This is a genomic window from Halomonas sp. CH40 (assembly GCA_041875495.1).
GTDB lineage: Bacteria > Pseudomonadota > Gammaproteobacteria > Pseudomonadales > Halomonadaceae > Vreelandella.
Window position 1 is genome coordinate 2,646,465 of record CP112982.1, and the last position, 25,229, is coordinate 2,671,693.

Genomic DNA, 25,229 nt, shown 5'->3' on the forward strand with positions numbered 1-25,229 from the left:
CCAATTTGCTGACGTTTCAGAGGCTATCCGGTTCTTGATACGCCTATTAGTTTTTCATTCGTAAGGATTGTTCACTGTGATGCACTGAACATTGCCACCGGTTTTCCCCTATCTATCTACAGGAGCTGCCATGCTGGATCGCTGGACCATGCCGATGACCCAAAGCCCGCTACAAACATTAGCCACCAAGCTGGCAGGCCGAATGTCGCCTGATCAGGTCACCCTGCTGGGATTCATCTTGGGTATGAGTGCACTGCCGCTGCTGGCCTTTGAGTATTACGTCCTGGCGCTGGCAGCCATCATCATCAACCGTATCAGCGATGGTCTGGACGGCGCCCTGGCCCGCCTGACCGGTAAAAGCAGTGAGGCCGGTGGTTTTCTGGATATCGGCCTGGACTTTGTTTTCTACGCCGCGGTCGTGCTTGGCTTCGCCCTGGCGCGGCCCGAGGAAAATGCCCTGGCCGCCGCCTTTCTGCTGTTTGCTTTCATTGGCACCGGCACGTCTTTTCTGGCCTTTGCCATTGCCGCCAAAGATCAGCACAGGATACGCCCCGACCTGCCCAACAAGGCGTTCTATTATCTGGAAGGCCTGACCGAAGGCACCGAGACAGTTGCTGCCTTGGTGCTTTTTTGCCTGTTGCCAAGCCATTTTGCCTGGCTGGCCAGCCTGTTTGCGATCGCTTGCCTGATCACCACGGCGACTCGGCTATGGGGTGGCTACCGCGCTCTAAAAGCCCAGGGCGCGACGGCGGAGCGGGCGCAATGACACCAGCGCCAGCACCACCAGAGCAGCCCACTCCAGCCATTCAGGCAGCAGTTCCTGAACCTCGCTGGCCTGTTGAACAATATTCCACCCGGTCAGGCCTAGCAGCGCATCCAACCCCCAGCCCAGCAGCACGGTGACCACCAGGATACTGCTTAAATAGATGGCCACGGCCCGGCTGCCCATTTCGCGACGCAGAATTGCCAGCGTTGCCAGGCTGGTCAAAGGGCCAGCAAGCAAGAATACCAGTGCCATTCCCGGCGAGATGCCTGCCAGCAACAGTCCGGCAGCAATCGGCGTGGCGGCGGTTGCACACACGTAGAGGGGAATGCCGATCAAGGCCATCAGCACCAGGGCCAGCAAACCGCCCGAAAATCCTACCAGGGTATCCGGCGGTACAAAGGTCACCAGCACCCCGGCCAGCAATAGCCCGACAAATACCCAGCCGCTGATATCATCCAGCAAGTCACTAAAGGCATATTTCAACCCGACGATAACCCCGGGAGCGGTTGCTGTTTCCTTATCGCTATCGCCACAGCCTTTGGAAGCGCAGCAGCCCTGTGACGCACAGCTGCCAGCTTCTGAAACAGGTGCGACTTTTTTCTCTACGCTGAACCCGATCAGAATGCCGGTCACAATGGCCGTCACCATGGCCCCCAGCACCCGCGCCACCGCCACCAAAGGGCCGAGCAGCACGCTGGTCAGCAGAATCGAATCCACGCCCACACCTGGCGTGCTGATCAGAAAAGAGGTCGTTGGCCCGCGCCCGGCACCGCCGCGGTGTAAGGCTAAGGCAGTCGGAATCGCCCCGCAGGAACACAGCGGCAAGGGCATACCGATTACAGCGGCACGCAGGATGCTGCCCAGACCGTCACCGCCCATCCAGCGCTGCAGCAGGCTTTGCGGCATCCATGCCTTGATCAGGCCAGCAATGAACAGGCCTAACAGCAGCCAGGGGGCTGCACTCAATGCAATACTTAATAGCTCTTCAATCATGTTCATGGCAATCGCTAAAACCCCGGGTATTTTGGCAGTTCAGACTAGCGCCTGTTCCTGCACAAAGGTCAAGACTTGGAAAATAATCAACAAACCCTTTGACCTGAAGCGCTAATCATGTCACTTTAGGTGACAGTTGGTTAGCAAGAAGCAAGTCCTCAGCAGTGTACGATCTATTTCGGCAGCCTGATATTGTGTTCTTTGTTCTACCCGCTACTCACTCTGGGTAACACCAGGAACTTTATTACGGCGCGCAAGCGCGAAAGGATCTACACATGGCTACTGGCACAGTTAAATGGTTTAACGATACTAAAGGCTTCGGTTTCATCGCTCCTTCTGACGGCGGCGACGACCTTTTTGCTCACTTCTCTGAGATTCAGGCCGACGGCTTCAAATCTCTGCAGGAAGGCGCTAACGTCTCTTTCGACGTTACCCAAGGCAAGAAAGGCCTCCAGGCTTCTAACATCAAGCAGATCTCTTAATCTTTATAGATTAACTGCTTGCTCAAACCTGTAAAGGTTTGATTACAAGGCCCGCTTAGGCGGGCCTTGTTGCGTTTGGGGATACCATAATTTATTCCCATCCCCAGCATTCATTAACCCTGCTGATTAGCTGCGCTCCCACTGAATCAGGCGCACATCAACGGTCAACGCCAGTTGATCCAGCGCTGCTGCACGGGCGCGACCTTCAGCGCTGGCACGATACAGATGCGGCGTCATAGCAAGCAGATCCGCAATAGTCTCCTGCCCTTCCAGTCTGATTGGATAGCTGAGGGTTTCCTCGCCAAGGTAAGCAAAGCCCTCTGGCGCTGCCAGTGCCGCCGAACGTTCTGGTTTGAGTTGCGGGTAGATAACCTCTCTCAACTCGCGCAGATGCTGTGGCCCTGCTTCCACCTGCAGTAATACACCTCCACTTTTTAACACTCGGGCAAATTCGCGGTACACCGGAAAGCCAAACATGCACAGCACACAGTCCAGCGCTGCTGGCTGCACCGGCAAATGCGCATTGCTGCCAACTACCCAACGGCTAAACGGCAAGTGCTTATTGTCCTGCCTGGCTGCCGCCATTACCGCCCACTTGGAAATATCCAACCCGATCAGCGCCAGATCAACCGGCACTCTGCTGGCCAGTTGGCGCAGGTAATAGCCTTCACCGCACCCCGCATCCAGACAGCTGAAACCCTCAGCGTATGATGGCTGTTTTTCTGCCCAGGCGGCAAGGTAACGACTTATAGCCTCTGCCACCGGCTGGTAGTGGCCTGCTTGAAGAAAACGCTGACGGGCCGCCACCATCGCCTTGCTATCCCCCGGGTCTTGAGAGCGCTTTTGCTGTACCGGCAGCAGATTGACATACCCCTGGCGGGCAATATCAAAACTGTGGCCTGCTGCGCAGCGCCAGGCATTATCAACAAGGGCAAGCGGCTGGCCATCCAGCGGGCAAGCCAGGGCCTGAAAAGGAACACTAGGCATAGGGAAGGCTCCGTTGGGTGGAAGGTGAGTCGTGAGTCGTGAGTCGTGAGTGATCACTATTCACCATTCACTCTTCACGCTTGACTAAAACATCATCCTCAAAATAGGCAACCTGGCTTTCTTCCGGCTCGGGTGGGCCGACCAGAGGTTCTGCAACGTCAACGTCGGGCACTGCATCGGACAGATCCTCGCTGTGCTCATGGTCAAGCGCACCCTGTATCAGCTCCTCGGTCACCACCAGCTCGGCACCTGCAGCCGTCATCGGGGTCGTTGCGGTGAATGGCGCCACCGGAATCGGCGCAGGACGCACACTACGGCGCCAGGCAAAGAACAGTGCAAAGAACAGGCTCAGGCCACCAAACGCCCAGAACAGGCCGGCATCGCCAACGGCGGTCATCACCGGTGAAATCATCAAGGGGCTCAGCGTCGCGCCTAGTGAATTGATCAACAGCAACCCTTGGCTCATACGCACCAGAGCACCCGCAGGCGCTCGGTCGGCGGCATGGCTGACCGCCACCGGGTAAAGGGCAAACACGCCCCCGCCCAGCAGGAACAGCAACACCGCCAGCAGCGGCGTGGAGAGCGGCAGCCACAGCATGGCAGCAGAAATCAGAATGCAGAAGACACTGATCGCAATCAGTACCATCTGGCGGTCATGACGGTCCGACCAGCGGCCAATCGGATACTGCAGCAGCATGGCGCCCAGAATCAGCACCGCCATCATCTGGCCCACCTCAGCCACGCTCATGCCAATGCGCTGCAAATAAAGCGGCAGCAGGCTGTAAGCGGCCGCCACGACCATACCTGACCCCAGGCTGCCCATCACGCCGGTGGGCGTCAGGGTAATCAGGCGATGGGGCGGCAGAGGCTCGGCGTGTTCAATCAGCGGTGATACCCGTGGAATCATCGCCATGGGCAACACCGACAGTGACGCCAGCAGGCCGATGACCATAAAGGGCACGGTGGGCCCCATGTCATTAACGACCCCCAGCAACAGCTGACCCAGGACACCGGCGGCGTAAAGCGCAATCATGTAAAGCGCCAGCAGGCGTCCTCTGACCTTCTGATCACCCGAGGTCAGTAACCAGCTTTCGATGACCAGATAAACCCCTACCGTTGCCCAGCCGCCAATCAGCCGCAGCACCAACCAGGCCCAGGGGTCACTGGTCATCCCCTGTAACAGGACGGTGACCGCCACTAGTGAGGCAAAGCTGCCGTAGGCGCGAATATGGCCGATACGCAGCAAAAGGCGATCGTTGAACATGGCCCCCAGTGCCAGCCCGACAAAATAGGCAGACGAGACAATACCGATGACAGTGGCCGACTCGCCAGCCGTATCCAGACGCACGCTGATTAGGGTGGCCAGAAACCCGTTGCCGATTCCCAGAATAAACAGCCCCATCAGGGGCGCTAGCGCCATGGCGAGTAATTGACGTGACATTGATTTCTCACTTTGACATCGGTAAACCGCTCCTGCGATGAGCGGCGGCGCGCAATTATTGCGCCGAAGCCGTTAAAGTCAATGCTTTTTGCTGACTTCTGGGCGTTTTTGCATGATAACCGTATCCTGACCGGGAAACGTCAGCTCAAAACCATGACGAGCCGCCCACCAGCAAAACGTTTCTGCACTGAAAAAAACCACATGGGTCGGATCCTGAATATAGTGCCAGTGGGCAAACGCTGCGTGATTCTTGACTCTTTTGGTCATGAACCCCAGATAACCACCGGGCGCCAGCATTGCGCTCAGCTGCGCCAGTACCTGCCGGGGCGAAGACAGGTGCTCCAGCACTTCGGTGGCGGTGATGAAATCATAGCGTCGATCCAGCACCTGGCGTTCAGGCGCGTAGAAAGGGTCGTAAACTTCCATGGGGTAACCCAGCTCTGCAAACATCACCGACAGAGTAGGCCCTGGCCCAGCGCCAAAATCCAGCCCCTTAGCACCGGGTGCCAGGCAGGCTTCAAGCGGGGTGAGCAGGCGGCTCAAAAAGCGCCGGTAGCCAAGATCATCAGGATTGTTCTGATGGCGGTCATATTCCTGCTTTTCCTGCTCGGCGGACAGATGCTGGTCAGGGGGCACAAACACCAGTTGGCAGTAGGGACATTGATAATAATCGCGCCGGGAATCACAATGATAATGCTGATTTTTTGGGTTCATACATAGCGGGCAGCGCCACATCATCGTATCCTCGCCTGATCACATTGTTATTTATCCCAAGGGGTAGCCTATGCTGTCAGGTCTTGATCATCTTGTCGTTACTGTGACCGATATCGGTCGTGCCGTGGATTTCTATTCCCGCGTGCTGGGCCTGGATGTGCGTTATCGCGACGCCCAGCGAGTTGACCTGATGATGGGCGATACCGCACTGCGGCTACATCAGACCGATAGTGATATAGCGCCTGTTTCCGCCACCCCGACACCTGGCAGCCTGGATCTTTGTCTGCGCTGCCGGTTGCCGTTGGATGAATTCAAGCAACACCTGGAAGCGCTTGGCGTTGACGTCGAACTGGGGCCCGTCGATCGCCAGGGTGCCAATGGGCCGATTGTCTCGCTTTACCTACGCGACCCGGATGGCAACCTGTTGGAAATTTCACGCCCGGCAAAAACCTAACAGATGCCATTCATTATCAGTCACGCTATCATATTGGTTGTTTAACAGATTCAAAAAGGATGTAAAACATGCGTCAGGACGAAGCCCCTAACGAAATCAATGCCAATGGAACTGATGAATCAGGCAAAGCACCTGACACCACCATGGCTATGGTGATCTATGCGTTTTATCTCTCAAGCCTGGTTATCGGCTTTACGCTGCTGATCGGAGTCGTGGTGGCCTATATCTATAAAGGCAAAGGCCCTGAATGGCTGGACGAGCACTATCGCTATCAGATTCGCACCTTCTGGATAGGCACTCTATATGCCATCATCTCGATGTTGCTGACATTTGTTCTGATCGGCTTTCCGCTTCTGGTCGCGTTAATTGTCTGGCTGATCATCCGCTGTGTGAAAGGCTTCAAAGGCCTGCAGGAAAAGCGCGCGCCCAGTAATGTGAACTCCTGGCTGTTTTAAGTATGTCATTGAACTTCAGTCGCGGGCGCGCCATCGCCTGGCTGTGGCAGCGCCTGGCCAGATGGCCGCTCTCCCGTATCTGGCGCCTGGCCTACAGGGTTGGTTCTCTGGTCTATCGTTTCAGCCGCCGCGAGCGCGACGTGACAATGACCAACCTTGAGGTCGTTTACCCTCACTTGAGCGCCACACAACGTACCCAGCTTGCCCGGGATAGCCTGCGCCATTCCACGGCTACCATGCTGGAACTGGGCCATGCCTGGATGGCGCCTCCCGCTCATGTGGAAGCGCATATTCTGGCCGTACATGGGCGTGACAAACTCGACAGCGCCAGAGCCGAAGAGCGAGGTGTGATCGTACTGGCCCCGCATTTCGGTAACTGGGAGGTGCTGAATTTCTGGCTGTCCAGCCACTTCCCGTTTACCGCCATGTATGAGCCCCCCAAGATAGCGGAACTTGACCCTGTGATCCGCCAGGGGCGCGAGCGTATGGGCGCCCTGCTGGTGCCCACCAACCCACGCGGTGTGGCAGCGTTGCTCAAGGCGTTGAAGCGCTGTGAAGCGATTGGCATCCTGCCGGATCAGGAACCCGACTGGGGCAGCGGCGTGTTTGCGCCTTTTTTCCAGCGTGATGCCTACACCGCCACCCTGCTGCCCAAACTGGTGATGCGCACCCGCGCCAGGGTCGTCACCGGCGTTGCCAGGCGACTTCCCGGCAAGGGCTTTGAGATTCACTTTCTGGATGCCGATGACAGGGTCTACAGCGAGGATGAAACCCAGTCGGCTACCGGCGTCAACGCCAGCGTTGAGGCAGCTATTGCCCTCGATCCTGCCCAGTACCAGTGGGAGTATAAACGCTACCGCAAGGTCGTTGAGGAACAGCAGCAGCGTCCTGATTTCCGTGATTTCCGCCTGTATTAATCCTCAACAAACCACCGCCTAACCTGTGAGCCCTGTATGTCAAATAGCTCTATTCCCCAAGCCGATACCCGTACCCCCCAGGTTGTTTACGCGCTGTTTCTGGCCGGGCTGGTCACCGCCAATGTTACCCTGCTGATCGGCGTGATTATTGCCTATGTCTACCGCAAGGACGCTGCCCCCTGGCTGCAGGATCATTACCGCTTTCTGATCCGCACCTTCTGGATTGGCAGCCTGTATTTCTGTATTGCCTTTGTCCTCAGCCTGATTCTGATTGGCTACCTGTTATGGCCACTGCTGGCCGTCTGGCTCGGGGTGCGCTGTGTGCTTGGCTGGATGGCGGTGCGCAACGGCCAGCCCCCTGCCCGCCCCGGCAGCTGGCTGTGGTAAACGCAGTTTGAGACGCGTCACGGCTGAGCAAAATCCGCGCGTAGCCAGTGGCGCAGTTCGCGCATTTGAGTAACCTCACCGGCTTGATCAAGCGTCTGAGGACGCATGCCCGGCGTAAAGCCACGCGCCAACCAGGGCTCCAGCAGCGCTGAGTCAGCGCTGATCACATGCACTGGCACGGCAAAGGTTGCCTCGGCCACGTTATCGTCGCCAGTAATCAGGGGAGCGGCCTGATGATCGCCTAGAATAATCAGCAGGGTGCTGTCATCCGCGACCCGCTCACTCCAACGACCAGCCACTTCAACGGCATACGCTACCGAGCGCGCATAGTGATCACGTACTTTTTCAAAGTCCTGCCATAGTTCGTCCGGCGCTTCTCCCGCATTTTCCCAGCGGTCGAACACGCGCCCATTGCCGATCTGCGACCAGTCTTCCAGCACCGGCAGAATCGGCGTCCAGGGCGCATGGCTGGAAATCAGCGCTATCTGGGCAAATACCGGGCCATCGCCCAAAAGCTTGCGCGCCGTGTAATCCAGGGTGTACTGATCCGGCATGGTGACCCAGTTAAGCGGCGGCCCTGCGTAATCCAGATCCTTGGCCGCATGAATGTCATCAAAACCATAGGCGCGCCCTTCCGGCCAGGCACGGGTAATCGCCGGCATCACCGCCAGGGTGCGGTGCCCGGTGGTCTTGAAGTCATCGACCAGAGTGCCATGGCCACTGTCCAGCATCAGCCGATACCACAGCTGATTATCCACTTTGCGCCCACTCAGCGCCGTTGCATGGGCAAGCCATGACTGGCCACCGCGAATCGGCGATTCCAACCAGCCGGAGGCCATCTGGATGTCCTGGTTCCCCAGGCGCTGTTGCAGGTTATCCAACAGGGGCAGAATCACATCGGAATAGCGGCTATCTTCCAGGGCGGCAGCGCCGTAGGACTCGACGAAGGTGAGCAGTACGCGCTTGTCGGCCAACCCCGGCAAGGGCTGCACCTCAATGGGCGAGTCTGCCAGGGTAGCGGTAAATTCCTGGCGCGCCGCATGGGTCTGGGTAATCTGCTGCCACTGGAACATGGCGGTGTTGACCATCGGCACACGAGCGGTATCCACCAGCCGCTGGCCATTAAGCTCCAGGGTGATCAGCACGGCGCTGGCCATCATCATCACTACCGCCAAGAAGCCCGGCAATCGCCTGACCGACAATGGCCGTGCAGGCATCAGTATTCTTGCTAACATCATAAACAGGGCTGCCAGCAGCAGCATCGCCAGCAGCGTTACCAATATTGCCGCCAGCATGCCGATATTACCGACCATCAGCTCAAATACCGCGCGGGCCAGGGGCACATCCAGATAACTATTGAAGGAACGCCCAAAAGCCAGATAGGTTGCCACATCACCCAGGTTGAACAGGGTAATCACCAGCACGATGAGCAACCAGGCAACCACCAGCCAGGTGCGCACACTCCCCTTGGGCAACAGCAAAATCAACGGGACTGCCAACCAGGCTTCCCAGGCGATCAGGCGCCCCGCAACATCCTCGAATCGCCACCACAGCGGCGCTACCAGGATGATATTCATGACCAGTGCGCTAACCCATAACCGACCCATAGTATTGCCTCTATTGAAATCTGAGTGAAAAAGCACCGGACAAGGAACCTGAAAGAGTACTGGAAATCAGTAAAATCATGTACTGTAATAACTCAACGTATAACTATTGTTGAATTTTTATCTGGCGACTCATTAACAAGTCATCTGACAGCGGCTTGAGTCACGCCAGAATCTGTTCTCTCTGCTCAAGGAGTCACGCTGTGCCTAAAGACGCGTTTCCGGTTTCAAGGATGTTGGCCACTGCTTCGAGCAAGGTGGTTCAATGGGCCATGCCAGCGCTGCTGGCCCTGTTGAGCACCCAGGCAATGGCGGCCCCTACCCCGGCTGTACAGCAGCAGTGGTATCAGGAACTGGCTGAACGCGCTCAGGAACTGGCAGAGCAGCCTTTTTCGCCGCCCGCCGATAGCTTGCCTGACGCCCTGAGAGACATCAATTACGATACCTATCGGCAAATCCGCTTTAACCCGGCGCAGGCCTACTGGCAGGATGATAGCCGTTTTTCGTTGCAGCTATTTCACAGCGGCTTTCTGTTTCAGCATCCGGTTGAACTGCATCTGGTTGAAGATGGCCGCGCCGCGCCGCTTACCTTTCAGCAGGCAGACTTTATCTACGAAGGCGCCGCCCAAGCCCTCGAAGATCAAGACTTAAGCGCTGCCGGGCACGCCGGCTTTCGGGTGCATTACCCTCTGAATACCCAGGCGTATGCGGATGAATTTGCAGTTTTCCTCGGCGCCAGCTATTTCCGCCTGGTGGGCCGCGACCAGGCCTACGGGCTTTCAACCCGGGGAATTGCCGTCGATACGGCCCTGCCACAGGGCGAGGAGTTTCCGGTCTTTCGCGCGTTCTGGCTGTTCAAACCTGATTCAGACGACCCCAGCGTACATATCATGGCCTTGCTCGACGGCCCTTCGCTGACCGGCGCCTATCATTTTGAACTTACCCCTGGCCACACCACTCAGATGCGGGTCAAGGCTAGCCTGTTTGCCCGGGAAGACGTTGAAAAACTCGGGGTCGCTCCTCTGACCAGCATGTTTACCCATGGCGATATCAGCGGCCCCGGCACGGATGATTTCCGCCCCAACGTCCATGATTCCCAGGGTCTGCTGATCCACACGGGCGCTCAGGAGTGGATCTGGCGTCCGTTGAACAACCCGGCCAACCTGCAGGTTTCCGCCTTTGTTGATGACGACCCCAAGGGCTTTGGTCTGATGCAACGGGAACGCGATTTTGATCATTATCTGGATCTGGAAGCTCAGTATCATCGCCGCCCCAGCCAGTGGGTAGAGCCTCTGGAGGATTGGGGCTCGGGTCATGTGGAACTGGTGGAAATTCCCACTCCGGATGAAACCCATGACAATATCGTCGCCTACTGGGTCGCGGATACGCCGTTTCTGGCCGGGCAGTCGCGCCAGCTTGATTACCGTACCCAGACCCTGCATCACACCCCAGATGCCCACAGCCTGGCCAAAGTTGTGCGCAGCCGCCAGGGCGATGCGGGCGTACCGGGTGAAGCAGATTCCGCCAGTGCCGGGCAGCGCCAATGGATTGTCGATTTTGACGGCGGTGAACTGGCCACACTCAACGCTGATCACCCGGTCGAGCTGCGACTGCAAACCCAGCAGGAAGACGCCGTTACCCTGGCGCAGGTCAAAGCACTGCCTGACCAGCAGTGGCGAGCCACTTTGCGGATCGCGGAGACTACCCAGCCAGTCGATATCCGTCTGGCGCTGACGCTGGAGGGCCGCATTATCAGTGAAACCTGGAACCAGATTATTTCACCTGCCAAGGCGGTAAGCGCTCCCGATGCCTAACAGCCGGATATCAGCTTACATGCCCTGGCTACGCCTGCGCCGCTGGGGGCTGATGGTCTGTGTACTGATCACCAGCCTTGCCGGTTCAGCCACGCTTTTGCATATCACCGCGTCCTTGCCGCTGGCTGCGCGAATCAGCCTGCTGGTGATTTTCGTGCTGACCTTCAGCTGGATAGCGCTGTCCTTCTGGAGCGCACTCAGTGGCTTCGTACTGTGCTGGTGCCGTCGTGATCCCATCACCCTACAGCGCCTTGACCACCCAACGGCTAACGCTACAGAGGGGATTTCCCGGACTCGCACGGCAATGATCATGCCGATCTACCAGGAACCACCTGAGCCCACCCTGGCCGGTCTGGAAGCCAGCTGCCGCTCACTGCTGGCGCAAAAGGCGCAGCGCGACCAAGATGCTATGCCTCAGCTGGATGTATTTATCCTCAGCGACACTCAGTGCCCCGAGGCAGCGGCCAAGGAGGCTCAGCATGTGGCGGCGCTTCAGCAGCGCCTGAAGGGTGAACTGAGCATTTACTATCGTCGGCGCGATAATAACCATGGTCGCAAGGCAGGCAATATTGCCGATTTCTGCCGCCGCTGGGGCCGCCATTATGATTATTTCGTGGTGCTCGACGCTGACAGCATTATGGGTGGAGACACCGTTGTAAGGCTGATCGAAAAAATGCATGCCCAGCCAGCGGTGGGCCTGATCCAGAGCGTGCCGATTCCGGTCGGCCAGGTCACCCTGTTTGGGCGTATGGTGCAGTTTGCCGCCGCCCTCTACAGCCCCATGCTGGCCGCTGGGCAGAGTTTCTGGCAAGGCGATAGCGCCAATTACTGGGGGCACAATGCCATCGTCCGCACGCGCGCCTTTATGGCCAGCAGCGGGCTACCCAGCCTGCCCGGCAAGCCACCGCTGGGCGGGGAGCTGCTCAGCCATGATTTTGTTGAAGCGGCCCTGTTGCGTCGTGATGGTTGGCAGGTATTACTCGACACCACAACCACCTGTACATTTCGGCCCACTAAAGCCGCGGACAGCTATGAATCCATGCCCAGCAACCTGCTGGATTTTGCCAAGCGCGACCGTCGCTGGCTGCAGGGTAATCTGCAACACCTGCGCCTGTTGGCCGGTTCCGGGTTGCACCCGCTCAGCCGTTGCCATTTTTTCTGCGGCGCCTTTGCCTATCTGTCATCTCCTTTGTGGCTGATGCTGCTGATCAGCTCCAGCGTCATGATCGGCGTCAGCGCGTTCAATGGTGCGCCCACCCTGCATTCTCAACCCCTTGCCCTTGGCCTTTTGGGGGTAACGCTGGGTATGCTGCTTGCCCCCAAACTGCTTGGCCTGATACTGGCGATGTGCCATACGCCAGCCGATTATGGTGGGCGCCTACGGCTGCTGATCAGCACCCTGCTGGAAATTGTCTTCGCTGCCCTGCTGGCCCCGCTGATGATGGCCTGGCACAGCCTGTTTATTGGCGGTGTGCTGACAGGCCGCGCCGTTGAGTGGAATACCCAGCCTCGAGGTGAGCGCTCACTCAGCTGGAAAGAAGCCTGGCAGCCGACCTGCTGGATAACTCTTGTGGGCACGGCCTGGCTACTGGCATTGATTGCCCTCTCCCCTTCGGCGGCCCTATGGTTAACCCCGGCCTGGCTGGGGCTGATAGGTTCCACCCTGCTGGTAAAAGCCAGCAGCTACCCCCTCGGCAAGCCGCAGCAGCTGCGCTTGAGCCTGTGGCAAACGCCTTACCAGCAGAATGTCAGCGTCCTTGAGGCTTACCAGCAACATCTTGCACAGGCACTTGAATCACCTGCTTTGCAAGCGCTACCGCTCAGCCCCTTGCCTGCGGAACTGCTCGGAGAAATGCCGATACAATCCTTTCAGCGGCATGTTCTCCCCACCGACGCTTTCCCATCACCACGCACCGAGGAGACCTACTGATGCCATCAAGGCTGTTCCATCAATGTTCCAGCGCCTTTGGCATCACCCGCTCCCTGGTGATCTACTGGCGCCCCGGGCGTCAGCAAGGCCTGCAGAACCTTTATCGGCCGTTTATCACCCCGGGCGCACCCGCCTTTGATATCGGCGCTCATCTGGGTGATCGCAGTGCCGCTTTTCAGGCGCTGGGTGCCCAAGTGGTCGCGCTGGAACCTCAGCCAGGCCTGGCGCGCTGGTGCAAGCGCATGGTGGGTCAGGAGCTGACCCTGCTCCCTATGGCCGCCGGGCCAACCCCCGGCACTGCGCATATTGCCATCAGCCCGAGCAACCCGACGGTATCGACCCTTGCCCATGCCTGGCGCGAACAGGTCAGCCAACACAACGCAGGTTTTGCCAGCGTCAACTGGAACACCCAGCTATCGGTGGAGGTCACCACTCTGGATGCCCTGATTGCCACCTATGGGCTACCCTGCTTTATCAAGATAGACGTTGAAGGCTTTGAAGCAGAGGTACTGGCGGGACTGAGCCAGCCGGTACCCGCCCTGTCATTTGAGTTTGTTGCCGGTACTCTCAACGTCGGCCATGCCTGTATTCAACAGTTACGCCGATTGGGTGATTATCGTTTCAATGTGGTGGAAGGCGAGCAGCGGGTATTTCGCTGGTCAGACTGGAAAACCGCTGATCAGGTTGACGCCTGGCTTTCACAAGGTGCCGACCACCTAAGTTCCGGGGATATCTATGCCTGCCAGGCTCACCACCCTGCCTTAAAGGTTTCTTCTGCTTGACATATTCTTATAGTTAATAAAGGCTTGATCAAGCTGGATGATTTTTCCTGAGGAACACCAAAATGCATACTGACTGGTCGTCGCTGACCACGCTGGAACTTGCCGAAATGGCGCGCCGTTCGCCGATTGCCGTGGTGGTCATGGGTGCCACTGAGCAACACGGCCCTCATCTGCCGCTGGGCACCGATACCACCATTGGCTTGGGTCTGCAGGCCGCCATGCTGGCAGCGCTGCCTCAGGAGCTGGATATTATCTGCCTGCCTGCGGTCAGCGTAGGCGCCAGCGAAGAACACAGTAGCTTTCCCGGCACTCTCAGCCTGCCTGCCCGGGTCGCCATTGATACCCTTGAAGCCTACGGTGATAGCGTCGCTCAGGCGGATATCCGGCGTCTGATGATCATCAACAGCCACGGCGGCAACAAGGCGGTGATGGATATTGCCGCCCTGGCGCTGCGCAAGCGCCATGCCCTCCAGGTCATCAAGGCCACCTATACCCGCTTACCTCCGCTGGAAGGCGCTCTCGATGCTGATGAACTGCGTCGCGGCCTGCATGGTGGCCTGCTGGAAACGGCCATGATGCTGCACCTGGCGCCGGATCAGGTCAACATGGCGCGAGCCAGAAACGCCTTGTCGGAAAAGCCCGCGGATAATTCCCTACTCAACCAGGAAGGCGCCGCCTCCCTCGCCTGGCTGGCAGAAGACCTGGCTTACGATGGCATTGCAGGTAACGCCACTGGCGCAACCGCCGAACTGGGCAAGAAGCTGGTGCACCACTACGGCCGCCAGCTGGCCAAGGTCATACAGGAAGCCGCTGCCCGGCCCCTACCAGTAACCACTTAAGCCGTGATTGTTTTTTTGGACCGTTTGCCGTGCATGTTGCTTGTAACGTTTCCGGCTTGCATACTGTTACATGAAACATAGCTATCAAAAGGGGGCAAGCCATGGCAACAGACGTTAATGTCAGGGTGAAGAAACACCGGGCAGCTTTGCGTGCAGCCGGGCTACGCCCTATCCAATTATGGATTCCTGACACCCGCCAAACGGGCTTTGCTGATGAAATCCGTCAACAGTGCAGAAAAGTGGCTGAAGCGGATGCCGCCGATCAGGATCTGGACGATTTCATGCAAGTGGCTCTGGAAGATATAGCCACTGATGAGTGGGATGGATGAAGCGTGGTGACCTTGTCGCGGTCGCTATCTCAGGTGATTTCGGCAAACCACGTCCAGCACTTATCATTCAGTCCGACCTGTTCAGCGAGATTCCCAGCGTGACAGTGCTGCCGCTGACAAGCACAAAAATCGATGCACCGTTAATACGCCTTGATATTGAACCAACACGCGCCAACGGGTTGCGCAAAGCCTCTCAGGTCATGATCGATAAACCCATGACGATAAAGCGTGACAAGATTGGCAACACCTTCGGGTCGCTGAACGATGCAGAGATGATGACAATTAATCGCTTATTGGCTTTGTTTCTCGGTTTTGCCTGAAGAACCGCCCAGCGAAGCGCCGCCGCTGGGCATTTGTAAGTTACCTCCCTCAGCGGTCTGATCAATGCCGCCACAACACAGTTGCCAACATTACCAAAAAGAGCCTTGCTTACTTTTATGGCATTCGCATGCGGTGACGATTTTTCACATATTACTGTCACGCCCTATTTGCCACATTGCGCTGCGATATGAGCATTGTTATCACCGCTCGACCAGCTATTTTCGTTCAAAAAAATAAGTGCATAGCGCTTTAAGTTAGACTAGATTAACTAAAGTAGTAGGTGCTTATGGTTATTTAAAAAACGAAACAAAAATACACCTTCAATCGAGCTTGAGATTAAAGGGTTTTAGGTGTTGGGCAGGCGCACCGATTACAACAACAGGTCATAGCGCCTTACCCCCGTACTACAGTCAATCGTTGCCCTATCTATGAAGAGCCGTTTTTCAACGTGGTTTTCTTTCTGCTGGTGTATCAATCGTCATCACACATATCCCAGCAGCGGCCGCGATGATGTTAATAAGCTCAGTGTTTTGTGAATCACCTACTTGCGGGGTAATGAGCTGTTTTTTTGTGCAGAAAATTCGGTGATATGAATATTTGTTTACAAAAAAACTGCATTCATGTGGTGAAAATCGGCAATAGACCGACATACCTAAGGAAAAAGCAGCATGAAATTAGTTATCGGCCTTGATGGGCAAAGTTCAGGGCAAAAAGCCTTGGATTTTGCTAAAAGTGTGGCAAAACAAACAGAAAACTGTGAGTTGATAGTGGTTTATGTCGTTGAATGGTCACCTTTTTCATTTCAAACGGCGGAAGAGAATGCTCGGCGCCATAAGCGGCGCGAGGAGGAAATTGCGCTTGCGGAAGAGCGGATTGTTAACCCCGCTGTCGCATCACTGACTGAGGCAGGGTTGCCTGCCCGTGGGGTTGTGCGTCACGGCGACGTTGCCGACACAATTGACCAGGTTGCGCTGAGTGAAGGGGCTTCGCAGATTATCGTTGCTCGTTCGAGTGCCGGTGGGCTGACATCCCGTTTGTTCGGCAGCTCAACCGCTCATCTTGTGATGAACGCCCATGTTCCTGTCACTGTTGTTGCTCAATAAAAGGTTTGACTATGCATAATATACAACGACTTCTCCTGGCGTTCGGCATGTTTTTCGTACTGACCAGTCAGGCCATGGCACAAGACGCACCGAGCCTTGATGAGCGGGTAAACTCTATTTTTGCTGCTTCAACCGGTTGGTTCGTCAATAGTATTTTTGCACCTATTCCTGGCACCTCATTTCCCTGGATCGTAATGTGGCTGGTTATCGGCGCCTCGATCTTTACTATCTACTTTGCCTTCGTGCAGTTTCGCTTTTTTGGCCATGCCATAAAACTTGTTAAGGGTGACTATTCGGATCCTAAAGACGCCGGTGAAGTCAGCCACTTTCAGGCACTTGCCACCGCCCTGTCAGGCACAGTGGGGCTGGGTAATATTGCGGGTGTTGCCGTCGCCATTGGCATCGGCGGTCCTGGTGCTACGTTCTGGATGATTCTTGCTGGACTTTTGGGCATGGCGTCCAAGTTCACCGAGTGTACGCTTGGTGTGAAATACCGTAATGAATACGCGGATGGAACCGTATCCGGCGGCCCAATGTATTACCTCAACAAGGGATTTAGTGAACTGGGTTTACCGGGCGGAAAAATCCTTGCCATTCTGTTCTCCGTCTTTTGTATTTTGGGTGCCTTAGGCGGTGGCAATATGTTTCAGGCCAACCAGGCTCACGCGCAGATCTCTGGAATCGTGGGTGATTATCCGGGCTGGATCACCGGTGTCATCTTTGCGGGTGTAGTGTTTGCCGTTATTGTCGGCGGCATCAAATCTATTGCCAGTGTGACGGAAAAAGTGGTTCCGTTCATGGGTATACTCTACGTGGGAGCTGCAGTAACCGTACTGATCGTCAACTATGACATGATCGGATGGGCATTTGGTCAGATCTTTGTAGGTGCCTTCACAGGACTGGGTGTTGCGGGCGGTATGGTGGGTGCTTTGATTCAAGGCTTTAAACGTGCCGCATTCTCTAACGAGGCGGGCGTTGGTTCTGCCGCCATCGCTCACTCTGCGGTTAAAACCAAAGAGCCTGTCACCGAAGGTTTCGTGTCGTTGCTTGAGCCACTAATTGATACAGTGGTGATCTGTACAATGACAGCGCTGGTTATCATTATCTCTGGTCAGCTGATGGTAGACCCTGCAACAGGCAACTATGCGCTTAATGAAGCTGGTTCTGCGATTGCAACGGTGGGTAATACATCAGGTGTTGCACTGACGTCAGCCGCATTTGGATCTGCCATTAGCTGGTTCCCCTATGTGTTGGCAATTGCTGTCGTTCTGTTCGCCTTCTCAACAATGCTTTCATGGTCATACTACGGCTTGAAGGCGTGGACCTATTTGTTCGGTGAAGGCAAAAAAACTGAGCTGGTGTTCAAGATAATCTTCTGCATCTTCATCGTGATCGGTGCGGCAGCGAGCCTTGGCCCGGTCATTGACTTCTCGGATGCGGCTATCTTTGCAATGGCTGTGGTTAACATCACCGGTCTGTATTTCTTGATGAAGATCGTTAAGAAAGAGCTGAACTCCTATAGTGAGCGGCTGAAGTCCGGCGAGATCAAGAAGTTTAAAAACTAGCCGTAAAAACTGGTCGTAAAAACTGGTCGTAAGTGAGAAATCGGGGCAGCACTTAGCTGCCCCTTTTTTTCAGCGTTCGGGTAGCGTTGCATGGAGTACATCCTGAAGGTAATGGCCGCCGCGTTGGGCCTTGGCCATCAGGTAGCGCTGGTTATGATCATTAACGCTGCCATACAGCGCCTGGCGGGAGACAATCTCGATGCCTCCTTCACGCAAGGCCGCCATCTTGAGCGGATTATTGGTCAACAGTTGCACCTGGCCAATGCCCAGCGAACGCAGCATATCCACCGCCACGCTGTACTGGCGCTCGTCATCGCCAAAGCCCAGCACCTGATCAGCATCCACGGTATCCAGGCCGCCATCCTGCAGCGTATAGGCGCGCAGCTTGTTGGCCAGGCCAATCCCACGCCCTTCCTGGGCCAGGTATAACAGCACCCCGCCGCCCATGGCGTTGATATCCGCCACGGCATTGCGCAACTGCTCACCGCAATCGCAGCGCAGGCTGCCGAACAGGTCCCCGGTCAGGCAGGCAGAATGCAGGCGCACCGGCACAGGCTCCTGGCTGCCCTCAGCGTCGCCAATCACTACCGCCACATGCTCGCGCATACCATCCGGCTCGCGAAAGAGCACAAAGCGTGACTGCTGGGCGGTTTCCAGCGGAATTTCTGCCTCGCTGACCCGTTTGAGCATCCCCGGCGCACCGTGAATGGCTCGTTGGGCATCCTCGGCGGAAAGGCTCAACAGTTCACCACGCGCCAGACGCTGATCAATCTCGGCTTCCTGCTCGCTGGCAATATCGGCACACAGCGCGGCAGGCAGCAGCAAGGCACGGCGCATCAATGCCAGGGCACCGCGCTCCCCCGGCCCGGCTGGCATCAAACCGCTTAGGCGAGATGACTTTTCCGGATGCTTGGCCACTGCCAGCCGGTAAAGATCCGCCGCGTCGGTATCGCCGCTCAGCGGCAGGATCGCCGCCTCTGCGCTGATCGAGTGGCCCAGCGCCGCCAGACGATGGCGAGTCAGCACCATCGCGGGCCGATTCCCGGCCAGCGCCGCCAGTTCTGAAAGGGATTCACTGTTTTCCAGGGCCTGCACCAACAGGCGGCACTGTGGCGTCACGATGACAACCGGTAGCCCTCGGCGAAGATCAAAAATGGCGCGTTCAATATGATACATAATGACTTCCTCACTTATGGCACAGGGAATATATGGCAAAGGGGATAGGCGGTACTTGCATGGGTTTCGGCAGCGCCGCATGATGAAGCGACTGAAGCTGCGAGGAGGCGCTATGCCTGCTGAAGATCAAGGGGTACCGGCTCATCAGGAGCCGCTGGAACCGAGCAGGGCGTGGGAATGGCTGCTGGCGCTGCGCCACGGCACGAAGGTTGCCCAAGGGCCGCTGTCGGTCAGTGCGGATGGCCGCTGGCACAGCACTCGCCCGGTAACGCCGGACGCCAGCGAACTGCTCGACTGCTGGATGCCGCTGGTGGCCCCAACGCCCTGGGTAGTTGCCCAGCTTGGGCAAAGCATGGATGGGCGCATTGCCACTGAAAGCGGGCATTCCCATTACATTAATGGCCACGAAAGCCTGGTACACCTGCACCGTTTGCGGGCCATGTGTGATGCGGTAATCGTCGGCGCAGGCACCGCCTGCGCGGACAACCCACAGCTTACTGTGCGGCATGTCAGCGGCCGGCACCCACTGCGAGTGGTGCTTGACCCCCGCGGGCGAGTGCCTGAAGATCTCGCCCTGATGCGCGATGCCAGTGCCGCCACCTTGCATCTGATCGGCCCTGACGTGGAACTGCCTGCTCCTGCGGCTCACGTCAGCCGCCAAACGCTTGCCATCAATGCCAAGGGGCAGTTTGCGCCCCAGGCGGTGATTGAGGCCTTGGCCAGCCTGGGTTATCGGCGTGTTCTGGTCGAAGGCGGTGGCATTACCGTGTCGCAGTTTATCGACGCGGGCTGTGTTGACCACCTGCATCTGCTGGTGGCGCCATTGCTGATTGGCTCCGGTCGCCCAGGGCTTGTGCTGCCGCCTATCGATACTCTGGAGACGGCCCTGCGCCCCACGGCACGGCGTTTTCGGCTCGGCGAGGACACCCTTTTCGACCTTGATCTGCGCCGCACCTGAATCATCAGGAGCCGCCTGGCCACGGCGTTTAAAGGCCACCACCAGCCCCGGCAGGGCCGCCACCAGCACCATCAGCCCATAGGCCAGCGACACCGCCACGCCCTGGCTGGGCGCCAGGCCTACCCAGACCCAGACGCTGGCGGCGGTGCCTTCTCGCACGCCCCAGCCTGCTACCGTGAAAGGCACCAGCATGGCCAGCAGCAAGGCCGGGGCCAGGGCCAGCAGTTGGCTGGCGGGCAGGCTTACCCCAATGGCGCGCGCCGCACACAGCATCACCAGGGCGTAGCTGAACACCACTAGCAATGAGGTTCCCAGCTGCCAGCCCCAGATGCGCCGCTGGAGTAAGCCACGCTGAATATCCTGCTTGAGGGGCGTGACCCAGCTCAGCCAGCGGGCCACCTTTGGAAAGCGTTGGTAAATAAGAGAAGTAAACCTCAACGCCGCCCAAAGCCCCGCCCCAACCACTAGCAGCGCGGTAGCCAGCAGCAGGTACCCGTTGGCGCCAAGCGTTTGATGCCATAGTGGTGAACTGATCAGCGCCAGCGCGGTGAGCAAGGCCACGGCCATTTGCCCGGAGGCGCGTTCAATAATCACCGCTCGCCAGGCGCTGCCCTTGGCGGCAGGGGTCTGGTGGGCATGGCGCAAAGCACGTCCGGCATCGCCTAAGACACCACCCGGCAATACCTGGTTAATGAACTGAGCCAGGTAATATTCCCCCAAGGCATAACTGAACCTCAGCGGCACACCGATCAGACCGGCGGTCAGCCGCCAGCGCCAGGCACACAGCATCATCTGTATCACGCTGATGGCCAGCCCGAGCGCCAGCCAGGGCAGCGAAAAACCTTGTACCTCACTGGCCACTGCCAGTGGGTCCAGCCATAGCGCCACCATCAGCAGCACAATGGCGCTGATCATAATACGCAGCATGCCTGGACGGCGGATCATGCGTTGGCACCCGCTAATGGCGGCGTTGCAAACAGATCCCGATGCGCCACACGGGCACCAAGCTGCCCTGCCTCAACGGCTTGCAGACGCTGCGCGCACCAGCCATCAATCTGTGCGCCAGCATCGGGTGACTCTTCCCGAGCGGCCTCGGCCCAGCCTTGAATCAGCTGCGTCAGCAGCGCACGATGAGCCTGATTGCCAGCCTCTAGCTGCCAGGGAGTACTGGCTTCTTCCACGGCAAAACCGGCTGCCTGCAAGCAAGCCACCAAGACCCCATGGGCCTGCCCGCCCAGGGCCGCACCCAAGCCTTTATCGCGCTGCTGATGGGCCACGAAGCGTTCAAGCATGGCGTCGTCTTGCGGCTGCTGGCAACAGTTGCCTGCGGCGTCGGTCAGGTGCCAGTCACCGGTCACGCTCAACGCCACCAGCAGCGCCTGATGATGGCTGGCGCAGCCTTCAACCAGCTGTTCGATCCATTCCTTGGACACCAGATCAATTAACGCGGACGCAGCAATCAGGTGCGCCTCTTTGGGCCAGCGCGCGGTCAGCTCACCCAGCGAGAAGCAGGCCGTCTGCAGCGTAACCGGCTGCCCGTTGGCATCGCGTAGCATGCCACCCCGCTGACGGGCCTGGCTAAGCAGTTGGGGGTCATGATCGACCAGAAGCCAATGCTGCGGCCCCGGCCAGCGTCTGGCCAGAAAACACAGGTTGCTGCCGCGACCGCAGCCCAGATCCACCAACCGCAGTGTCTGGGTGGCAGCTTTGAGCCAGTCAGCGGCAAAACCTGCCAGCCGCTGGCTGCGCGCCTCCACATCCAGTGGCTCACGCAGGGCCAGCCAATCGGCTTCAAAACGGCTACCGGCTGGCATGGCCAGGGCGGCGGCAAATGCCTGGGCGGCGTCCTGCCAGCTGGCCAGCTGCTGACGGGCAGCGTCGGCGCCCTGAGTCAGAGAGTCACGTAATGCGGGATCTTCCAGAAAACGCTCGATGGCAGCGCTAAGTGCGTCAATATCACCCGGTGGTACTGCAATGCCTGCCCCTTCCGGCAGAGTATCCGCCAGGGCGCCGCCGGTAGTAGTAATCACCGGCAGGCCATGGGCCAGTGCCTCGCTGACCACCATGCCGTAACCTTCGTACCAGGAGGGCAGCACCAGCACATCGGCGTTTTGATACGCCGCTTCCAGCTGGGCCTGATCGCACTCACCGGACAGCAGGAAACGCTCGCTCAGGCCATGCTGATCGACCAGGGCAGCTACCTTGTCAGCAAAGGCCGGATCGCGGCTCAGGCTGCCGTAGCAGTCACACTGCCAATCCAGATGTTTGAGTCGGCTCAGCGCCTCTACCAGCAGATCCTGGCCTTTGCGCGGCGTCAGCGTGGCTACACACAAAAGCGTCAAGGCTGAAGACGCCTTGGAGCGTCTAGCGACACCGGGTTCTGCAACGGGCGTCACGCCAGGCTCTACCACGCTGATAGCAGGCAGGGATACCTGAGAGTCTGCTGCCAGGGCCTTCAAGCGGCGCTGGGTAAAGGCACTGGTGACAATTATCTGCCTGACAGCTGCCAGCCCTTCAAGCTCCAGGCGGTGAAAGCGCGCCTTCTCATTACCACTCAGCCCCCGCTCATCGCCCAGCGGGTGATGCACCAGGGCGGTGATCGAAAGCCGTGACTGATGACGTTTAATGACCTCAGGCAGACCACCCATGGCCAGGCCATCAATAATCACCTGATGACCTTGCGACAGCTGGGCAAGGGCGGTATCCAGTGCCTGCTGCGCCACTTCGTCGGCATCGGGAAAGTGCCCATCAAGGCCTATCACCTCAATGTCCCAGCTCTGCTTGCGCAGCTCGGCGACTATCTGTGCGTCGTACAGATACCCTCCTGTGCGCTGGTCCGGCGACCCCGCCACCATCAGCGTCAAGCAATGGCTCACAGCACCCCCTCGAAGCTGGCCCAGGCGATATGTGATTCGTTCAGTTTGACCTCAATGCGCTCAATGCCTTTGGCGGTTTCTCCCAGGGTACCGGCCTTGATGGCCTCCGCCAGGCGCTCGAAAATCACCTTGGCCATAAACTCGGTCGTGGTGTTCTGGCCAGCAAACTCCTCTACTTCATCCAGGTTGCAATAGTTGTACCTCGCCAGAATGGCTTTCAGAGCATCGCTGGCCAGGCCGATATCAATCACCAGGTTGTCACTATCCAGCGCTGAGCGCTGAAAGGCCACGTCCACCACATAGGTGGCACCATGCATGTTCTGCGCTGGGCCAAACACCTCACCCTTGAAACTATGGGCAATCATCAAATGGTCACGCACACTCAGGCGGTACATAAAAGCTCCTTTTCATTCAATTAATAAACAATACGCTGGCAAAGCACCGGGCTACCCGCAGCAAACAGGCTGGGGGCTTCTTCAGGCAGTTTGGCAAAGGGGGTTTCACCGCTGATCAAGGCATCCAGTCGTGGGTCTGCCAGCAGGCGCAGAGCGAGTTGCAGGCGGCGGGCGTAATCCCAGCGCGGTTGCTGATGGGGTGGCAACTGCCCTACCTGGCTGGCCCGGAGTGTCAGACGCCGGGAATGAAAAGCGCCCCCCAGGGGTACGCTGACATTGCCATCACCAAACCAGCTCATTTCGATAATCCGCCCTTCCATGCCCGCTAGCGTCAGCGCCGTGGCAAGCCCATCGGCGTGGCCGCTGGCATGGATTACCAGGTCCTGATTATCAGCCGCCTTCTCTGGCGTACAGAAACTTATGCCCAAGGCATCCGCCAGGGCTTGACGGGCAGGGTTGATATCAATCAGCTGTACCTCGGTGCCAATAATCCGCTGGCACAGGTAGGCCACCAGGGCACCGACCACACCTGCGCCTATAATAGTAATGCGCTCTCCCGGCAGCGGGCTGGCATCCCAGACGCCATTGATCGCCGTTTCCATATTGGCCGCCAGTACGGCGCGGTTGGCAGGCGTTGCCGTCGGCACCGGCTGCACCGCACTGATCGGCACCTGATAACGATCCTGATGGGGAAACAGACAGAGTACCGTCTGATCGATCAAGTCTTCAGGGCCCTTGATCACCTTGCCTACACTGCTATAGCCATATTTGACCGGGGCGGGAAATTCACCCTGCTGAAAAGGCGCGCGCATACGCTGATGTTCCGATTCAGGCACCCGCCCGTGAAACACCAATGCCTCAGTGCCACGGCTGATAGCGCTGTACAAGGTTTGCACCTCAACGCATGAGGCGTCATCAGCGGCCATAGGTGGCAGGCTTTCTTCACGCAGTTCGGCAACCCCTGGCCGAGTCAGCCAGAATGAGGTAGCCCTTTGAAATGTGGCCCTTTGGTGAGACATAGACATCATCCCTGGGTTGAATCGCTAATGTGAGTAACTGGCATGAATAAACACTAACACTCGACAGCCACAACTTCTTCTACAAGAATGTTACATACTGCTAGCTTTGCACCACTTTGCGCTTTTGACAACTTTTCTGTGCTAATAATGCGTGCCCCAGAAACCAGGGAGGTTTTATGACCATCTATCGCAAGGCCCAGCGGACAGGCCACCATACCGGTGTGCTGTTTACCTTATCGGAAGTCTCTCTTGGTGCACTACTGCTGGTGATGCTGGGCGCCAGCCTGCCTCAGCTGCTCAGCTCCCTGCTCGCCTGGGGGCTGGCTTTTGGCCTCTATACCCTGGTCGCGGGGCTGGTCATGGCGTTCTGGTCAAACGGCCCCTTGGGCTGGGCCAATCGGGTCACGCTACTGCGGGCGGTATTGGTCGCCATTGTCGCTGCAGGTGTGTGGATACCCCTATCGCCGCTCGGCCACTGGCAGTGGCTGGGGGTCGCTCTGATCGCCCTGCTGCTTGACGGCGTGGACGGTTGGGTGGCCCGGCGCACCGGTTCGCAGACTGTCTTTGGGGCGCGTTTTGATATGGAGCTGGATGCCCTGCTGATTCTGCTGCTGTGCGTTGGTGTAATGCTGAAAACTCCGGCAGGCCCCTGGGTGCTGCTGATCGGCGCCATGCGCTACGCTTTTGTGGCAGCAGGCATGCGTTACCCCTGGCTGCAGGCGGCCCTGTATGACAGCCTGCGCCGCAAGGCGGTGTGCGTCTGGCAGATTGCCGCCCTGCTGTTGGCCCTGACGCCCTGGGCATCTGGGTTGGCGGCGTTACTGCTGGCGCTTAGCGCCCTGATCGTGCTGGTGTATTCGTTCGGCGTGGATACCCTCTGGCTGTATCGCCAGCATGGCCCAAGGCGTTGCTAGGCGGTTGG

At 57.9% G+C, this 25,229-nt stretch carries 25 protein-coding genes and 1 pseudogene; 16 read left to right on the forward strand and 10 right to left on the reverse strand.

Annotated features, from left to right (window positions below; genetic code table 11):
- Window positions 1-130 precede the first annotated feature (130 nt).
- Window positions 131-766 (forward strand): CDP-alcohol phosphatidyltransferase family protein, encoded by a 636-nt coding sequence (locus tag OR573_12225; protein ID XGA79263.1) that lies wholly within the window; start codon window positions 131-133, stop codon window positions 764-766.
- Here OR573_12225 and OR573_12230 read toward each other — a convergent pair.
- Complete coding sequence (locus tag OR573_12230) at window positions 728-1,765, reverse strand: SO_0444 family Cu/Zn efflux transporter (protein ID XGA79264.1); 1,038 nt, start codon at window positions 1,763-1,765, stop codon at window positions 728-730. The genes OR573_12225 and OR573_12230 overlap by 39 nt on opposite strands.
- 269 nt (window positions 1,766-2,034) lie before the next feature.
- Between OR573_12230 and OR573_12235 the strand changes: the two genes are divergently transcribed.
- Window positions 2,035-2,241: a cold-shock protein gene (locus OR573_12235; protein XGA79265.1), complete on the forward strand. Its 207-nt coding sequence runs from the start codon at window positions 2,035-2,037 to the stop codon at window positions 2,239-2,241.
- A 126-nt stretch (window positions 2,242-2,367) separates the two neighbouring features.
- On the opposite strand, the gene OR573_12240 is transcribed toward OR573_12235, so the two are convergent.
- The 3 genes from OR573_12240 to OR573_12250 all read right to left on the reverse strand — a co-directional run bounded on the left by OR573_12240 (window position 2,368) and on the right by OR573_12250 (window position 5,407).
- Window positions 2,368-3,228: a methyltransferase domain-containing protein gene (locus OR573_12240; GenBank protein XGA79266.1), complete on the reverse strand. Its 861-nt coding sequence runs from the start codon at window positions 3,226-3,228 to the stop codon at window positions 2,368-2,370.
- 67 nt (window positions 3,229-3,295) lie between these two features.
- Window positions 3,296-4,669 carry an MFS transporter gene (locus tag OR573_12245; GenBank protein XGA79267.1) on the reverse strand — a complete coding sequence of 458 codons (1,374 nt, stop codon included), beginning with the start codon at window positions 4,667-4,669 and terminating at the stop codon, window positions 3,296-3,298.
- A gap of 78 nt (window positions 4,670-4,747) precedes the next feature.
- Complete coding sequence (locus OR573_12250; protein XGA79268.1) at window positions 4,748-5,407, reverse strand: class I SAM-dependent methyltransferase; 660 nt, start codon at window positions 5,405-5,407, stop codon at window positions 4,748-4,750.
- A gap of 46 nt (window positions 5,408-5,453) precedes the next feature.
- Between OR573_12250 and OR573_12255 the strand changes: the two genes are divergently transcribed.
- The 4 genes from OR573_12255 to OR573_12270 all read left to right on the forward strand — a co-directional run bounded on the left by OR573_12255 (window position 5,454) and on the right by OR573_12270 (window position 7,596).
- Entirely contained in the window at window positions 5,454-5,837 is a 384-nt protein-coding gene (locus tag OR573_12255; GenBank protein XGA79269.1) for a VOC family protein, read from the forward strand.
- Between the two features lie 68 nt (window positions 5,838-5,905).
- Window positions 5,906-6,292 (forward strand): DUF4870 domain-containing protein, encoded by a 387-nt coding sequence (locus OR573_12260; protein ID XGA79270.1) that lies wholly within the window; start codon window positions 5,906-5,908, stop codon window positions 6,290-6,292.
- A 2-nt stretch (window positions 6,293-6,294) separates the two neighbouring features.
- Window positions 6,295-7,209, forward strand: a complete 915-nt coding sequence (locus tag OR573_12265; protein ID XGA79271.1) for a lysophospholipid acyltransferase family protein — start codon at window positions 6,295-6,297, stop codon at window positions 7,207-7,209.
- A gap of 36 nt (window positions 7,210-7,245) precedes the next feature.
- On the forward strand, window positions 7,246-7,596 hold the full coding sequence (locus OR573_12270; protein ID XGA79272.1) for a hypothetical protein: 351 nt from the start codon (window positions 7,246-7,248) through the stop codon (window positions 7,594-7,596).
- 17 nt (window positions 7,597-7,613) lie between these two features.
- On the opposite strand, the gene OR573_12275 is transcribed toward OR573_12270, so the two are convergent.
- Window positions 7,614-9,203 (reverse strand): alkaline phosphatase, encoded by a 1,590-nt coding sequence (locus OR573_12275; GenBank protein XGA79273.1) that lies wholly within the window; start codon window positions 9,201-9,203, stop codon window positions 7,614-7,616.
- 305 nt (window positions 9,204-9,508) lie between these two features.
- Between OR573_12275 and OR573_12280 the strand changes: the two genes are divergently transcribed.
- From OR573_12280 to OR573_12315, 8 genes are all read left to right on the forward strand, one after another.
- Complete coding sequence (locus tag OR573_12280) at window positions 9,509-11,014, forward strand: glucan biosynthesis protein G (protein XGA81737.1); 1,506 nt, start codon at window positions 9,509-9,511, stop codon at window positions 11,012-11,014.
- A gap of 19 nt (window positions 11,015-11,033) precedes the next feature.
- Complete coding sequence (gene mdoH, locus OR573_12285) at window positions 11,034-12,944, forward strand: glucans biosynthesis glucosyltransferase MdoH (protein XGA79274.1); 1,911 nt, start codon at window positions 11,034-11,036, stop codon at window positions 12,942-12,944.
- A complete protein-coding gene (locus OR573_12290) occupies window positions 12,944-13,726 on the forward strand; it encodes an FkbM family methyltransferase (GenBank protein XGA79275.1) in 783 nt (260 codons plus the stop codon). The genes mdoH and OR573_12290 overlap by 1 nt, the downstream gene beginning before the upstream one ends.
- 62 nt (window positions 13,727-13,788) lie before the next feature.
- Window positions 13,789-14,565, forward strand: coding sequence for a creatininase family protein (locus tag OR573_12295; GenBank protein ID XGA79276.1), 777 nt, complete (start codon window positions 13,789-13,791; stop codon window positions 14,563-14,565).
- Between the two features lie 101 nt (window positions 14,566-14,666).
- On the forward strand, window positions 14,667-14,894 hold the full coding sequence (locus OR573_12300; GenBank protein XGA79277.1) for an antitoxin MazE family protein: 228 nt from the start codon (window positions 14,667-14,669) through the stop codon (window positions 14,892-14,894).
- Window positions 14,891-15,214, forward strand: a complete 324-nt coding sequence (locus tag OR573_12305) for a type II toxin-antitoxin system PemK/MazF family toxin (GenBank protein XGA79278.1) — start codon at window positions 14,891-14,893, stop codon at window positions 15,212-15,214. Before OR573_12300 ends, OR573_12305 begins: the two co-directional genes overlap by 4 nt.
- Before the next feature lie 669 nt (window positions 15,215-15,883).
- Window positions 15,884-16,318: a universal stress protein gene (locus OR573_12310; GenBank protein XGA79279.1), complete on the forward strand. Its 435-nt coding sequence runs from the start codon at window positions 15,884-15,886 to the stop codon at window positions 16,316-16,318.
- Window positions 16,319-16,329: 11 nt separating this feature from the next.
- Complete coding sequence (locus OR573_12315; GenBank protein XGA79280.1) at window positions 16,330-17,883, forward strand: alanine/glycine:cation symporter family protein; 1,554 nt, start codon at window positions 16,330-16,332, stop codon at window positions 17,881-17,883.
- Window positions 17,884-17,952: 69 nt separating this feature from the next.
- Here the strand turns inward: OR573_12315 and ribA are convergent, their stop codons facing one another.
- Entirely contained in the window at window positions 17,953-19,059 is a 1,107-nt protein-coding gene (ribA, locus tag OR573_12320; protein XGA79281.1) for a GTP cyclohydrolase II, read from the reverse strand.
- A gap of 352 nt (window positions 19,060-19,411) precedes the next feature.
- Here ribA and OR573_12325 point away from each other — a divergent pair, with 352 nt between their 5' ends.
- Window positions 19,412-20,017, forward strand: coding sequence for a RibD family protein (locus tag OR573_12325; GenBank protein XGA81738.1), 606 nt, complete (start codon window positions 19,412-19,414; stop codon window positions 20,015-20,017).
- A 57-nt stretch (window positions 20,018-20,074) separates the two neighbouring features.
- Here the strand turns inward: OR573_12325 and OR573_12330 are convergent.
- The 4 genes and pseudogenes from OR573_12330 to OR573_12345 form a co-directional block, all read right to left on the reverse strand.
- Window positions 20,075-20,932 (reverse strand): annotated as a pseudogene (locus tag OR573_12330) (lysylphosphatidylglycerol synthase transmembrane domain-containing protein).
- Between the two features lie 26 nt (window positions 20,933-20,958).
- Complete coding sequence (locus OR573_12335) at window positions 20,959-22,893, reverse strand: glycosyltransferase (protein ID XGA79282.1); 1,935 nt, start codon at window positions 22,891-22,893, stop codon at window positions 20,959-20,961.
- Window positions 22,890-23,288: a 6-carboxytetrahydropterin synthase gene (locus tag OR573_12340; protein ID XGA79283.1), complete on the reverse strand. Its 399-nt coding sequence runs from the start codon at window positions 23,286-23,288 to the stop codon at window positions 22,890-22,892. The genes OR573_12335 and OR573_12340 overlap by 4 nt, the downstream gene beginning before the upstream one ends.
- Window positions 23,289-23,308: 20 nt before the next feature.
- Window positions 23,309-24,307, reverse strand: coding sequence for a zinc-binding alcohol dehydrogenase (locus OR573_12345; protein ID XGA79284.1), 999 nt, complete (start codon window positions 24,305-24,307; stop codon window positions 23,309-23,311).
- 176 nt (window positions 24,308-24,483) lie between these two features.
- On the opposite strand from OR573_12345, the gene OR573_12350 reads away from it, so the two are divergent.
- Window positions 24,484-25,221, forward strand: coding sequence for a CDP-alcohol phosphatidyltransferase family protein (locus OR573_12350; protein XGA79285.1), 738 nt, complete (start codon window positions 24,484-24,486; stop codon window positions 25,219-25,221).
- Window positions 25,222-25,229: the final 8 nt, after the last annotated feature.